The organism is Dactylosporangium sp. NPDC049525 (assembly GCF_040676755.1).
In the GTDB taxonomy this organism is placed as follows: domain Bacteria; phylum Actinomycetota; class Actinomycetes; order Mycobacteriales; family Micromonosporaceae; genus Dactylosporangium.
Window position 1 is genome coordinate 1 of record NZ_JBFAPO010000117.1, and the last position, 13,203, is coordinate 13,203.

At 73.4% G+C, this 13,203-nt stretch carries 12 protein-coding genes; 3 read left to right on the forward strand and 9 right to left on the reverse strand.

Annotated features, from left to right (window positions below; all coding sequences use genetic code 11):
- Positions 1-1,332: hypothetical protein (locus tag AB0K00_RS56835; RefSeq protein WP_363539896.1), on the reverse strand; the 1,332-nt coding region annotated here is incomplete at its 3' end.
- A gap of 144 nt (positions 1,333-1,476) precedes the next feature.
- Here AB0K00_RS56835 and AB0K00_RS56840 point away from each other — a divergent pair.
- A complete protein-coding gene (locus tag AB0K00_RS56840) occupies positions 1,477-1,809 on the forward strand; it encodes a helix-turn-helix transcriptional regulator (RefSeq protein WP_327005586.1) in 333 nt (110 codons plus the stop codon).
- A 21-nt stretch (positions 1,810-1,830) separates the two neighbouring features.
- Here the strand turns inward: AB0K00_RS56840 and AB0K00_RS56845 are convergent, their stop codons facing one another.
- The 7 genes from AB0K00_RS56845 to AB0K00_RS56875 all read right to left on the reverse strand — a co-directional run bounded on the left by AB0K00_RS56845 (position 1,831) and on the right by AB0K00_RS56875 (position 10,038).
- Positions 1,831-2,529: a permease prefix domain 1-containing protein gene (locus AB0K00_RS56845; protein ID WP_363539899.1), complete on the reverse strand. Its 699-nt coding sequence runs from the start codon at positions 2,527-2,529 to the stop codon at positions 1,831-1,833.
- Between the two features lie 33 nt (positions 2,530-2,562).
- Positions 2,563-4,323, reverse strand: coding sequence for a thiol reductant ABC exporter subunit CydC (gene cydC / locus AB0K00_RS56850; RefSeq protein ID WP_363539901.1), 1,761 nt, complete (start codon positions 4,321-4,323; stop codon positions 2,563-2,565).
- Entirely contained in the window at positions 4,320-6,047 is a 1,728-nt protein-coding gene (gene cydD, locus AB0K00_RS56855) for a thiol reductant ABC exporter subunit CydD (RefSeq protein WP_363539903.1), read from the reverse strand. The genes cydC and cydD overlap by 4 nt, the downstream gene beginning before the upstream one ends.
- 14 nt (positions 6,048-6,061) lie before the next feature.
- The gene (locus AB0K00_RS56860) at positions 6,062-7,033 is read right to left on the reverse strand and encodes a cytochrome d ubiquinol oxidase subunit II (RefSeq protein ID WP_363539905.1); all 972 of its coding nucleotides are present in this window, start codon (positions 7,031-7,033) and stop codon (positions 6,062-6,064) included.
- A gap of 85 nt (positions 7,034-7,118) precedes the next feature.
- Positions 7,119-8,372, reverse strand: a complete 1,254-nt coding sequence (locus AB0K00_RS56865) for a cytochrome ubiquinol oxidase subunit I (RefSeq protein ID WP_363539907.1) — start codon at positions 8,370-8,372, stop codon at positions 7,119-7,121.
- Positions 8,373-8,480: 108 nt separating this feature from the next.
- Positions 8,481-9,017 (reverse strand): ACT domain-containing protein, encoded by a 537-nt coding sequence (locus AB0K00_RS56870; RefSeq protein WP_363539909.1) that lies wholly within the window; start codon positions 9,015-9,017, stop codon positions 8,481-8,483.
- 70 nt (positions 9,018-9,087) lie between these two features.
- Complete coding sequence (locus AB0K00_RS56875; protein ID WP_363539911.1) at positions 9,088-10,038, reverse strand: amino acid-binding protein; 951 nt, start codon at positions 10,036-10,038, stop codon at positions 9,088-9,090.
- A 62-nt stretch (positions 10,039-10,100) separates the two neighbouring features.
- On the opposite strand from AB0K00_RS56875, the gene AB0K00_RS56880 reads away from it, so the two are divergent.
- Both AB0K00_RS56880 and AB0K00_RS56885 read left to right on the forward strand, forming a co-directional pair.
- Positions 10,101-11,153 carry a phosphotransferase family protein gene (locus tag AB0K00_RS56880; protein ID WP_363539913.1) on the forward strand — a complete coding sequence of 351 codons (1,053 nt, stop codon included), beginning with the start codon at positions 10,101-10,103 and terminating at the stop codon, positions 11,151-11,153.
- The gene (locus AB0K00_RS56885) at positions 11,153-12,364 is read left to right on the forward strand and encodes an acyl-CoA dehydrogenase family protein (RefSeq protein ID WP_363539915.1); all 1,212 of its coding nucleotides are present in this window, start codon (positions 11,153-11,155) and stop codon (positions 12,362-12,364) included. Before AB0K00_RS56880 ends, AB0K00_RS56885 begins: the two co-directional genes overlap by 1 nt.
- A 65-nt stretch (positions 12,365-12,429) precedes the next feature.
- On the opposite strand, the gene AB0K00_RS56890 is transcribed toward AB0K00_RS56885, so the two are convergent.
- Entirely contained in the window at positions 12,430-12,780 is a 351-nt protein-coding gene (locus AB0K00_RS56890; RefSeq protein ID WP_363539917.1) for a hypothetical protein, read from the reverse strand.
- Positions 12,781-13,203 lie beyond the last annotated feature (423 nt).

The window sequence follows — 13,203 nt, forward strand, 5'->3', positions numbered from 1 at the left end:
GGCGTGCGCCGGGCTGGCCCCCTGGCCGCCCGGGCCCCCCCCCCCCCCCCGCCCGGCCGGTTTGGCCTGGCCCTTGGGCGCCACCCCCCCCCCGGGGGGGGGGGGGGCCCGCCCCCCCCCCCCGGCCGGATAGGCGCGGGCGCACCTGCGGTCGACGAGTCCGTGCCGGGTCCCGAACGCGGCGACGGCCTGCCACTCCGAAAGGTGCGCGATGGTCGGCAGCGGCATACCCGGCGGCTCGGCGAACACGTCGACGGACGTGAACGGTTCGCTGCCCGCCAGCCACCAGGACAGGGACCGCACCGCTGAGCGCAGCGGGTGTTCGCACCAGTACGGGACGAGCCCGGCCCGCAGGACGTGCCACGCGTCGAGGAGGCGGCCGCATTCCACGACCAGCCGGCCACCGGTGCGCTCGCCGGCGCGCAGCCATTGCCGGTACAGGTCGGCGACGGCGCCGCTCAGGACGTCCGGGTGCCGGTACAGGACCTGGCGGACCGGGTGACCGTGCGCCGAGGCGTACCGGCGCAGGTCCTCGACGAGGGCCCGGTCGACGGCCCGTTCGCCGTCGCTGTCCTGACGGGGCGCCCGGCCGCGCAGCGAGCGTTCGTCGCGGTAGTCACCGGGGCCGAGGCCGCTGGCGCGGCTGCCGAGCTGGAAACTGTAACCGTCGTCGCCGGGTGACGTCTGCCAGCGGCTGACGTCCCGCACGACGACGACGGGCGCGTCGGGGTGCAGCCGTTCGGCGATGAACCGCCGGTACGCGACCGGCAGGCGCCGCCAGCGCACGACGGCGTACGCGGTCGCGGCACCGGACCAGCCCCGCCACACCGGGTCGTACACCTGCCGGACCCCGACGTCCGGGTTGTCGGTGAGGATGTCACGGGCCAGGCGCTCACCGTCGGCCGCGGGGCGCTCACCGGCGGCGACCTCGGGGGTCGGCACCTCGAACGCGACCGGCAGCCACGGCACGCCGAGCGCCATCGCGAGGTGGACGGCGGCGCCGTGCGGCGAGCCGACGACGAGCCCGCCGTAACGGCCCTCGGGGAGCTGCCCGACGAGCCACGCGGCCACGTCCTCGGCGTCGAGCTCCCGGCGGGCGTGCCGCCCGGCGCCGTCAGGGCGGCCGGCCCTGGCGCCGACGGAACCGCCACCGGAGCCGCCGCCGGTGACCCGGCCGGTCCGGTCCATCGTCCATTGTGGAGCGGAGACGACCGGCCTGGCCACGCCGCTGCGATACGCGAGGGCCCGCCCCGACGCGATCGCGAGTGTGGTCCCCAGTCCGTTGGGCCACAACGACTCGACGTCCTGTGTGGCCTCGACCCGCCGCCTCATACCGCTCCTCGACTCCCGGGCCCAACCACCGGTCACCCGACAGGGCTCCTTCCCAAGCGCACCGGGCGTAAACCACTGCCCCGAAAAGCGCTGCCCAGGGCCCCTCATGGCGTCGCGAGCCGCGAACCCGTAGACTCGCTACACATGAAGGCGGACGCGCTGCGCGGGCATCTCGACGCACTCCTGCTCGCGGTGCTGGACGGCGAGCCCCGCCATGGTTACGCGATCATCGAGGCCTTGCAGGAGCGCAGCGGCGGTTCGCTGACGCTGCCGACGGGCACGGTCTATCCGGCGCTGCGCCGCCTGGAGCGCGCCGGATATGTGGAGAGCGCCTGGTCGACGGTCGGCGGCCGGGAACGCCGCACGTATCGGCTGACCAGCGCCGGCCGGAAGGTCCTGGCCGAGGAGCGCTCGGCGTGGCAGGAGTTCACCGCCACGATCGGCGCGGTGCTGCTCCCCCCGCCGGCGACCGCCTGACGCCGCTCACCCTGACGCCGCTCACACGGTGGCGGGCCGGACCCGGGGCGCGCGGGTGACGGCGACGCACCGCACGGCCAGGCAGCCCGCGTAGCCGAATGCCGCGGTGTTGACCACCATGCCGATGAGCACCGGCGGCCAGGTCGCCGCCGCCGGCCACTGCTGCAGGCTCAACACGAACACGCTCGCGCCGAGCAGCGCGTGCATGCCGAGGAACACCACGGTCGCCTGGCCGACCAGCCGCGCATACTGCAGGCCGTCGCGCAGGAACCGGCTGCCCCACCCGAATCCGACGATCGCGAGCCCGGCCGCCCCGGCGGCGAGGAACGACGTGTACTGGAAATGGTCGACGAGCACCCAGTAGACGTGGCTCGCGCGCTCCGTGCTCCACGGCGTGTCCCACCACATGAGTGGCTCCAGCAGCGTCATGACGGGCAGGACGAGCGCGATCCACGTCGCGGTCCGGCGGCCCTGGAGGGTGGCGAGCTCGGCCTGATACCCGGGGACGACCTGCCGGTGGGTGCCGAAGTCGGCGACCGCGCGGCGCTGCGCGTCGAGCGGGTCGTGTCCCGCGTCGGCATACGCCTCGGCGGCGTCCAGGAGGCTGTCACGCGCCTCGGTGACCATCTCCTGGCAGTGCCGGCGCGGCCCGCGGAGCGCGGCGGCGAGCCCGTCGACATAGACGTCGATCGGGCCGGAACCCTGTGAGACCCCGTCCACCCGTCAAGGTTCCCACATCTTCGCCGGATGCCGTCATCCGCCGGTCGTCCGGCCTTCCTCGAACTGGCCTGCCTCGAAGTGGCCTGCCCCGAACCGGCCTTCCCTGATGCTGCCCTGTGCGACAGCAACGACCCGGTCGAACCGGCTCAGCTCCGCCGCGCGGTGGGTGACGACGACGACGGTCCGCGCACCGGCGGCCCGCAGCGCGGTCTCGAGGACGGCGTCGGCGGCGGTCGCGTCGAGGCCCTCGGTCGGCTCGTCCAGCAGCAGCACGGGCGGCGCCGCCACCAGCGCCCGCGCGAGCAGCAGCCGCTGGCGCTGGCCGCCGGAGAGCTTCCCGCCGTCCTCGCCGACGATCTCGTCGAGCCGGTCGGCGTATTCGGCCAGCCCCGCGTCCGTGAGCGCCTGCCGCAGCGCCGCATCGGCGTGCCCGTCACCGCCTGGAAGGCCGCCAGGTAGGACGAGGCGGCGGCCGAGGAGCAGGTTGTCCCGGACGGTCGCGTGGAACACGTGCGCGTCGGCGAACACGCCCCCGGCGACCCGCCACGCCTCGACGCCGGCCGGCATCCCGTCAACGGCGCCCGCGGCGAGGGGCACCCGGCCCGCGATGGCGGCCAGGAGCGTCGACTTGCCGGATCCGCTTGGCCCGACGACGGCGACCCGGCTTCCGTACGGCAGCGCGAGGTCCGCGTCGAGCAGCGCGGGCGGCAGGTCGTCGCCGTACCGGACGGTGACCCCGCGGAGCACCAGGTCGACGGATCCGCTGAGCGGGCCGACCTCGACCTCCCCGAAGTCCGGGGCGGCGGCAGCGGGGACGGCCGGGTCCGCGGCGGCGGCGATCAGTTCACGGACCCGGCGGAGCCCGCCACGCAGCTCGGCCTGCCGGACGGCGGCGGCGGCCAGGGGCACGACGACCTCGCCGACGCTGAGGGCGACGAGCGCGAGGACCGGCCCCGAGCGCCCGCCGGCGAGGACCCCGATCCACACCGCGAGGACCGCCGGGATCAGCGCGGCGGCACCGCCGACGACCGCGGCGACGGTCGCGGACCTGGCCTCGAGGGTGGCGAGGCGGCGGCCCCGGTCGGTGGTGCCGGCGAGGGCGGCGGGCAGGGCACCATACGCGGCGAGCTCCGCCACCCCGTGCACCACGTCGACGGTCGCCGTCGTCAGCTCGCCCCGGGCCGCCGCGACGGCCGCCGCCGAGGTCGGCGCGCCGGGCCGGCTGAGCCGGTGCCCGGCCCAGGGCAGCAGCACGCCGGCGACGAGCAGCCCGCCGAGCAGGACGAGGCCGGCTCGCGGGTCGGCCACGGCCAGCCCGGCGACCCCGGCGAGCCCGACGACGGCGGCGACCCCGGCGGGCAGCGCGCCGCGGAGGACCGCGTCCTGCACCCCGTCGACGTCGGACACGACCCGGCTGAGCACGTCACCCGAGGTGACCGGGCCCTGACCGGCCCGGCCGGCCCCGGCTGTCCCGGCCGCCGGGTCGGCGAGCGCGCCGAAGGCCCGGGCCCGCAGGTCGGCGAGGACGCGCAGGACGGCGTCGTGGCCGGCGAGGCGTTCCGCGTATCGGAGCCCGCCCTTGACCAGCGCGAACCCCCGCACCGCCGCGATCGCCACGGCGAGGGCGGCGAGGGGTGGCTGCTCGGCGGCCCGGACGATCATCCAGGTCGCGGTGCCGATGAGGCCGATCCCGGCGACCTCGGTGAGGACGCCGAGGAGCCCGGCGAAGACCAGCCGGAGCAGCGCGCCGGGCCCGAAGAGCCGCACGGGCGGGCCGGCGAGAACGGCGGTCATGCGTGCACCGCCGGAACACCGGATACGGCAGCGGGCGCCGCGCCAGATCCAAAACCAGATCCAGCACCAGGCCCGGCGGCGGGTGCCGCGAGCGGTGCCGCGACGCCGTCCTTGATCTCGACCACCCTGGTGGCGACCGACAGCAGCGCGGGCCGGTGGGCGACGAGGAGCGCGGTGCGGCCGGCGGCGAGCCGGGTCGCGGCGGCGATCACGGCCGACTCGCTGGCCGGGTCGAGGCGGGCCGTCGGCTCGTCGAGCAGCAGCAGCCCGCCGCCCTGGGCGTTGCCGCGCAGCCAGGCCCTGGCCATGGCGAGGCGTTGCCGCTGGCCGCTGGACAGGCCGTGGCCGGTGAGGTCGGTGTCATACCCGCCGGGCAGGGCGCGGATGAAGCCGTCGGCGTCGGCGGCGACCGCGGCCTCGACGACGTGGTCCTGCGGGGTGCCGGGGGCGCCGAGGCGGATGTTGTCGGTGACGGTGCCGGCGAACAGGTGCGGGCGTTGCGGCATCCACGCGAGCCGGGCCCGCCAGGCGGCGAGGTCGAGGTCGGCGAGGTCGGCACCGTCGACGAGGACCCGGCCGCTGCTCGGGGTGACGAACCCGAGGACGAGGCCAAGGATCGTGGACTTGCCGCCGCCGCTGGGGCCGACGAGCGCGACCCGGTCGCCGGGCGCGACGTCGAGGCTCAGGTCCCGCAGCGCCACCACGTCGCCGTAGCGCACCTCGACCCGGTCGAAGGCGACCCCGGCGAAGCCCGGCGCGGGCAGGCGCGGCGCTGTGCGTACCGGCGGAACCGGCGCCGCGTCGAGCACCTTGAAGATCTCCGCCGAGGCCGCGAGCCCTTCCTGGCTGGCGTGGAACTTGGTGCCGAGCGCCCGCAGCGGCAGGTATGCCTCCGGGGCGAGCAGCAGCACGACCAGTGCCGCGGTCAGGGTCAGCTTGCCGTCGAGCAGGCGCAGGCCGACGGGCACCGCGACGAGCGCCACGGAGACGGTCGCCACGAGCTCCAGGACCAGCGCGGACAGGAACGCGAGGCGCAGGGTGCGCATCGTCGCGACCCGGTAGGCGTCGGCCATCGCCCGGACCCGCCGCACCTGGGTGCGTTGCGCGCCGAACGAGCGCAGGGTCGGCAGGCCGATGACGGTGTCGAGGAAATGGCCGCCGAGGCGCTGCAGCAGGTGCCACTGGTGTTTGGTGCGGGCCCCGGTCTGCCAGCCGACCAGCGCGCCGAAGACGGGGATGAGCGGCAGCGTGACCCCGACGACGATCGCGGACCTGAGGTCGGTGACCGCGAGCCAGCCCAGCGTGCCGAGGGGGACGGTGACGGCGAGGAACACCTGCGGCAGGTACGAGGCGAGATACCCGTCGAGCCCGTCGACGCCGCGCCCGGCGAGGGTGGCGAGCTCGCCGGCGCGCTGCCCGGCCAGCCAGCCCGGGCCGCGGGCGGTGGCGGCGTCGAGCAGCTCGGCCCGCAGGTGCGCCTTGACCTTGGCGGTGGCCCGGCCGGCGACCGTGGCCGCGACGGCGCCGTGCACGCCGCGCAGCACCACGAACGCCAGGCACGTGACGACGGCCGGGCCGGACAGCGAGCCGCCGACCAGACCGGACAGGAGTGTGGCGAGGCTGACGGCCTGGCCGACGACGAGGATCGCGGCCAGGACGGCCGAGCCGGCCAGCACCGTCGCGTAGTGCCGGACCGGCCCGAGTCGCAGCAGTCTTCTGTCCATGAACGTCCGCGCGCCTACCAGTAGAGAGGGGTGGGCTGGCTCTCCCGCCGCCTGAACAGCCACCAGCAGGAGACCTGCGCGGCGACCAGCACCGGCAGCAGCGGCGCCGCGCCGATGGCGAGCAGCCGGAGGGTGTCCCCACCGGCGGCCGCGCTGTCGACGGTCACCGTCGCGCCCGGGTCCATCGTGGACGCTAGCACGCCCGGATACCTGGCCAGGGCGACCGTGATCACCGGTAGGGCACACGCCACAAGGGTGGCCGCGAAGGCCCGCCCGCCGGTGACGAACCGGGTCGCGACCAGCGCGGCGGCGGTGGCCACGACCAGCGCCGTGGCGAGGATCGGGTGGCTGATGCCGGGTGGCTGCCAGGCGTACCAGACGGCGGCCGCGACGAGGACGAGCGCGGCGCCGACCGGGCCGGCCTGGGTCAGCACGCGGCGCATGCGCGGGTCGGGGCCGCGCCAGGCCAGGTAGGCGGCGCCGTTGGCGACGACGAGGACCACGTTGACGAGCGCGGTCAGCCACACGGCCGGGCTGGTCAGCGGCGCGAAGCCGTGCACGTGACCGTCGGCGGTCATCGGTACACCATGCGTCACGACACCGAGCAGCAACCCCCAGCCGACCGCGAGCGTGAGCGCACCGGCCGTGATGAGCGCGTCGAACCCGGCCCGCCGGACCCCCCGGCTGCGCAGCTGCACGCCGGCGTTGAGGGCGATGAGGCCGAGCACGACGGCGATCATCACCGGGTACGCGGCGCCGAACAGCTCCCCTTCCAGGCGCGGGAACGCGGCGATGAGGACGCCGACGGCGCCGACGATCCACACCTCGTTGCCGAGGAACCGGGGCCCGACGGCGTTGAGCGCGGCCCGCCGGTCGCCGTCGCCCCGGTGCAGCGGCAGCAGCAGCGCGACGCCCTGGTCGAGCCCGCCGAGCGCGAAGTACGCCATGAACAGCAGCCCGAGGATGCTGTACCAGAGTGTGCTCATGCCGTCGCCTCCACTGCGCTCCGGCGCCGGCCTGAGCCAAACCTGCGCCCCTGATTCACGGCTCCTCCGCTTCGCTCCGGACCGCTCATACCGAGATCTCCTCACGGACTGGCAGCGGCTGCGGCAGGAACTCGTCGCCGGGTCCGCGTCTTGCCTTGCGGGCCAGCAGCCACCAGTCGACGACGACCAGCCCCACGACCACGACGGTGAACCCGATCGTCGAGGTCAGCAGCACGCCGTCGCTCATCGGTGACACCGCGTCGGCGGTCTTGAGCAGCCCGTAGACGGCCCACGGCTGGCGGCCCTCCTCGCGGACGATCCAGCCGGCGATCGCGGTGAGGAACGGCACGGGGATGAGGGCGGTGAGCAGCCACAGCATCGGCCGGGCCCAGCGGCGGGTGCTGAGCACGTCGCGGATGGCCAGCAGCCGCGCGAGGAGCAGCACCAGGAACAGCAGGTTCGCCACCATGATCATGATGCCGAGCGAGGCGCCGACGATGCTGCCGGGGATGTAGTCGCCGGGCCCGTACTTCGCGACCATGGCGGCCTGCTGCGCGATGGCGTCCTCGCCGCCGGCGAGCTTGGTGGGCTGGTTGTCGTCGAGCGGCCCGAACTGGGCGTAGCCGAAGCCGATGGTGAAGAACAGGCCGACCAGCGCGTTGTGCAGGCCGGTCCGCAGCGACCGCCGGAAGAGCTCGGTCTGCTCGCCGCCGGCGCGGCGGCGCAGGTGCCAGGCGCTGACGCCGGCGACGAACATCCCGCCGGTGAGCATGGCCGCCATGACGATGTGCGCCAGGGCGAACCACAGGGCGCTGTTGGTCAGCAGCGCGCCGAAGTCGGTGAGCCTGGCCCGGCCGTCGCCGTCCAGGACGTAGCCGACGGGGTGCTGCAGGAACGCGTTGGAGACCATGACCCAGAACGCGGACAGCAGTGCGGTCGCGGCGACGCCCCAGATCAGGGCCAGGTGCAGCTTCTTGTTCAGCCGGCCCCAGCCGAAGAGCCACATGCCGAGCAGCGTCGACTCGAGCACGAACGCGATGAGGGTCTCCAGCGCGAGCGGCGCGCCGAACACGTCGCCGGTGAGCCGCGACAGGCCGCTCCAGTTGAGCCCGATCTCGAACTCCATGACCAGGCCGGTGGCGATGCCGACGGCGTAGTTGATGGCGTAGAGGGCGCCCCAGAAGCGGGCCATCCTGCCGTACAGCTCATCGCCGGTGCGCACGTAGCGCGTCTGCGTGGCGGCGACGAAGAAGACCAGGCCGAGCGTGAGCGCGACGAAGAGGAAGTGCAGCGAGGCCGTGACGGCGAACTGCCATCGTGCGGAGTCGAGCGCATTCATAGGTTGCCCCCCGACATGTACCCAACCAACATGTCGGCAGCCTACATGTAGCCGCACAAAAAAGCAGCGCTCGTCCTCCGCCAAGGACGAGCGCTGCTGAGAAAGGTCTCAGGCTGCCGTGTTACGCCTTCCCGCCACCTGGGCGAGGCCGACAAGAGCGTGGGCGCGGGCGTATTCGGCAGGGGTGAACGCCGGCGCGGGGCGGCGCACGTAGAGCGTGCCTCCCGCCGGGTCCTGCAGTTGCATGCCGGTCGCGGTGTACCCCTCCGCGCCCGTCGACGTGTCCGCCCGCCAGGAGATGTCGCAGTCGCCGAGCAGCGACGCGATCGCCTCCTCCAGGGTCGCGGTCCCGTCCAGGACCTTCGTGGCCAGGGCCAGGACGCGGGTCGGCTCGTCGATGAGGCCGCGCACGTCGGCCTGGGCGACCCATGCGTCGCGGCCGCGACCGCGCCGGACGGCATCGGTGAGGTCCGCGACGCTTAGCTCGTCGGGCGCCTCGACGAGGAAGTCGTCGACCGCGCCGGACTCGGTGGTGTGCACCTGGACGGAGAGGATGTTGACCTTGCGCAGCGCGAGGCTGGCGGTCAGGACGGAGAGGAAACCTGGGCGGTCGTCAACGGTCGCCCGGATACGCCAGAGGGTCATGCTGGGGGGCTCCTTGCTTGTGGTGCAGCCTGGGACGGCAGGGGGAGACCGCGCGCCGCGAACGGGCCGGTCAGGCCGCCCAGGAAGAAGATGCGGCAGTTGTGCCGGCGGGAGCGGGGGTTCCGGCAACGGAACCTCCCGCTTTACCCAGCTCCGCCAAGCCAGGCCCCGCCAGCCGTTCCCCCAGCACAGATGCGGTTGCACCGACCAACTGCGCCAGCCTTGCCACTTCGGAACCGTGGAAAGGTGGTGCTCCAGCGTCGCCGTCCGCCCCGCCGCGGGCGACAACAAGGACCAGACCTCCACGCTGAAAAGGCGCGACAGCAAGATGAATGCCGTCAGCAGCGCTGATCGCGCGAGGCCGGAGTGGTGCGATGTCCACCTGTGGGGGGACATCCGGAGTGCGCCAGCTGGCGCAGATCACCGAGGAGTCAGACCATGCCCGTGCACGCGCGCCGCCGCCCGCCCAGTCCGATCCGACCAGGATCGCGACCGCCCAGTCCGCGCCGAACAGTGCCGGTGCCGCGTCGACGACCGTTGCCAGGCCGTTCTGCGGGTTTGCCGCCACCTGTCCGATGAGCGCGACCTCGCGGCCACTACTCGGCTCCGACAGCTCCGTGCCGCGCCACACACCGTCCACGCGAACGCCTGGGATCGCCGCGAGACCGGTGAGAACACGGTCGACAGGGGCCGAAGCCGGCCATACCACGGTAAGGTCGTCCACCGCACGGCCACCGACGCGTTCCAGTACAACGACCGAAACGATGTCGGCACCGACCACACCCAGCGTCCGGGCAACCTGCCCGAGTGAGCCGGGACGGTCGGGCAGCGCAACTCGCAGCCGTAGCAGCATGAAGTCGACCTCCCGTTCGTCCTTGGCTGAGTACGCCGCCGTTGGTGTACGTCTCTTGCTCTCCGGTTCTGACAACAGCTTGCCTACGCCGAGTTTCCGTGCCGTTTCGCCGCGGTGTCGATGCCGGAACGTCTCCGGGTCTCGCGCCGGGTCCGCGAAAACGGACAATCGCGGTGAAAAACCTCGCTGGGTCCTTGACAGAGAACGCGTCTCACCCATGGACTGGCCGTATGAGCACCCCGCCCGGTCTCGATCTGTCCAGGCTCGCGGTCTACCTGCACGACCACGCACCCGGGCTCGTCACCGAACCCATCAACGCCGAGCTCATCGCCGGCGGCCGGTCCAACCTGACCTACGTGGTCAACGAGGTCTTCGTGCTGCGCCGCCCGCCGCTCGGGCACGTCCTGGCCACCGCGCACGACATGGCCCGGGAGTACCGGATCATCTCCGCGCTCGGCCCGACCCCGGTCCCGGTGCCGGAGGCGCTGCTGCTGTGCGAGGACGACAGCGTCCTGGGCGCGCCGTTCTACCTGATGGCGCGGGTGCCCGGGGTGGTGCTGCGCAGCCGCCGGCAGACCGACCCACTCGGCGACGACGCCCGCCGCGAGGTGGCGTTCGCGATGATGGACACCCTCGCCGACCTGCACCGCGTCGACCCCGCCGCGATCGGGCTGGCCGACTTCGGCCGCCCCGAGGGCTTCCTGGAGCGGCAGGTGCGGCGCTGGTCGAAGCAGCTGGCGCAGTCGACGAGCCGGGACCTGCCCGACGCGGAGGTCCTGCGGGACCGGCTCGCCGCCGGCATCCCCGTCTCCGCCACGACCGCGATCGTCCACGGCGACTACCGCCTCGACAACCTCATCGTCGACCCCACGACCATGCGGGTCGCCGCGGTCCTCGACTGGGAGATGGCGACCCTCGGCGACCCGCTCACCGACCTCGGGCTGCTGCTGGCCTACTGGACCGTGCTCGACCGGCTCAAGACCGGCTTCAACCCGATCGCCGACGGGCTCGGCGCCGACGCCGGGTTCCCGTCCGGCGACGCGCTGCTCGCCCGCTACGCGAAGACCCGCTTCGCCGAGAGCGGCTCCGTCGAGGGTGAGGGGGCGCTGGACGACCTGCACTGGTACGTCGCGATGGCCTGCTACAAGCTGGCCGTCATCCTCGAGGGCATCCACTTCCGCTACACCAGCGGCCAGACGGTCGGCGCCGGCTTCGACCAGATCGGCGCGCTGGTCCCACCCCTGCTCGCACAGGGCCTCGCAGCGATCAACGGAGAGAGCTGATGGACTTCCGCTTCGACACGCGCACCGCCGACCTGCACGAGAAGCTCAACGACTTCATGCAGGAGGAGGTGTACCCGGCGGAGCCCCGCTTCGAGCAGGAGCTGGCGCAGCTGTCCGACCCGTGGGCACGTCCCCCGGTGATCGAGGTGCTGAAGGCGTCCGCCCGCGACCACGGCCTGTGGAACCTGTTCCTGCCCGACGAACGCTACGGCGCCGGCCTCACCAACCTGCAGTACGCGCCGCTCGCCGAGCTCACCGGCCGCAGCCCGCACCTCGCGCCCGAGGCGCTCAACTGCGCCGCCCCGGACACCGGCAACATGGAGGTCCTCGCCGCGTTCGGCTCGCCGGAGCAGCAGGACCGGTGGCTCAAGCCGCTCCTCGAGGGCCAGATCCGCTCCGCGTTCTGCATGACGGAGCCCGACGTCGCCTCGTCCGACGCCACCAACATCGCCACCCGCATCGAACGCGACGGCGACACCTACGTCATCAACGGCCGCAAATGGTGGTCCTCGGGCGCGATGAACCCCAACTGCGCGATCTTCATCGTCATGGGCAAGAGCGACCCCGGGGCCGAACGCCACCGGCAGCAGAGCATGATCCTGGTCCCGCGCGACACCCCCGGCGTCACCGTCAAGCGGGGCATGCACGTGTTCGGCTACACCGACGGGTCCCACGGCGGCCATGCCGAGGTGGAGTTCGACAATGTACGGGTCCCCGCCGACCACCTCATCGCCGAGGAGGGTTCCGGGTTCGCGATCGCGCAGGCCCGACTCGGCCCGGGCCGCATCCACCACTGCATGCGGCTCATCGGCATGGCGGAGCGGGCGCTGCAGCTGCTGTGCGAGCGCGTCAGCGAGCGGGTCGCGTTCGGCCGGCCGCTCGCCGAGCAGGGCGTCGTGCGCGACTGGATCGCCGAGTCCCGGGTCCGCATCGAACAGGCGCGGTTGCTGGTGCTGAAAACCGCCTGGCTCATGGACGTGGTCGGCAACAGGGGCGCCCACACCGAGATCCAGGCGATCAAGATCGCGGTGCCGCAGATGGCCGAGTGGGTCATCGACAAGGCGATCCAGGCCCACGGCGCCGCCGGCGTCAGCCAGGACACCCCGCTCGCCGCCCTCTGGTCCCAGGCCAGGACACTCCGCCTGGCCGACGGCCCCGACGAGGTCCACCGCGCCTCCCTCGCCAAGCGGGAGCTGCGCAAGTACAGCTGACGCCCGGCCCGTCACAGCGCGAGCGGGCCGCCCCTCGGATCAGGGGTGGCCCGCTCCACGCGGTCTCATTCTGCGACGCGGTACGGTGCCGGAGCCTCGTACGTGGGGGACGGCACGTCCTCCTCGTCCTCGAACCGCTCCTGCGCCGCCTGGATGGCCTTCGGCGCCGAGGCCGCCGCCGCCCAGCCGACCGCGATCCCACCGAGGACGGCGATCGCGATCCAGCCCCACGGCGTGCGCTGCTTGCGCCCCGACAACGCGTCGAACGCCAGGCTCGCCCGGTTCCACGCCTCGTCGGCCGCCGAACCGACCCGGTCGGACGCCGAGCTGTACCGGTTCGACGCCTCATCGGCGAAGTCATACGCCCGGTCCTTCACGGACCCACCGACCGAACGCGCCGACTCGACCGCGGACACCAACTGATCCCAGGCATCCTCAGCCACACTCTCAGCGCGCCGCTTACCCTTCTTCCACTGCGCAGTCATATGAGCACCCACCTCTCCTCCATTGACCGGGTGCCCTATAGGTCGCTGTTGCAAACGGGTTGATGTCAGAGGTGGGTGCTGTTTCTTCCGCGGCGGCCTTCGGCCGTCCAGGAGCAGTGGGGGATTCTCACCCCACACCCCCAATGCTCGCTCCGCTCGCACGCCCTGCGCCCAGGGGCGCGGCCGAAACACGCGCATGCGCGCAGCAACCGAAGACCGGTGGTCAAGGTTGCGGGGCACAACAGGTCTGTCGTCCACCTCGCCTGCCATTCGCGCGAGACGCGTAGGCAGGCCCGTCCACCCCTCCACGCGGAAGTGCGAAGGCCAGGGTGGCGGATGCGCCTGGTCGTCGCA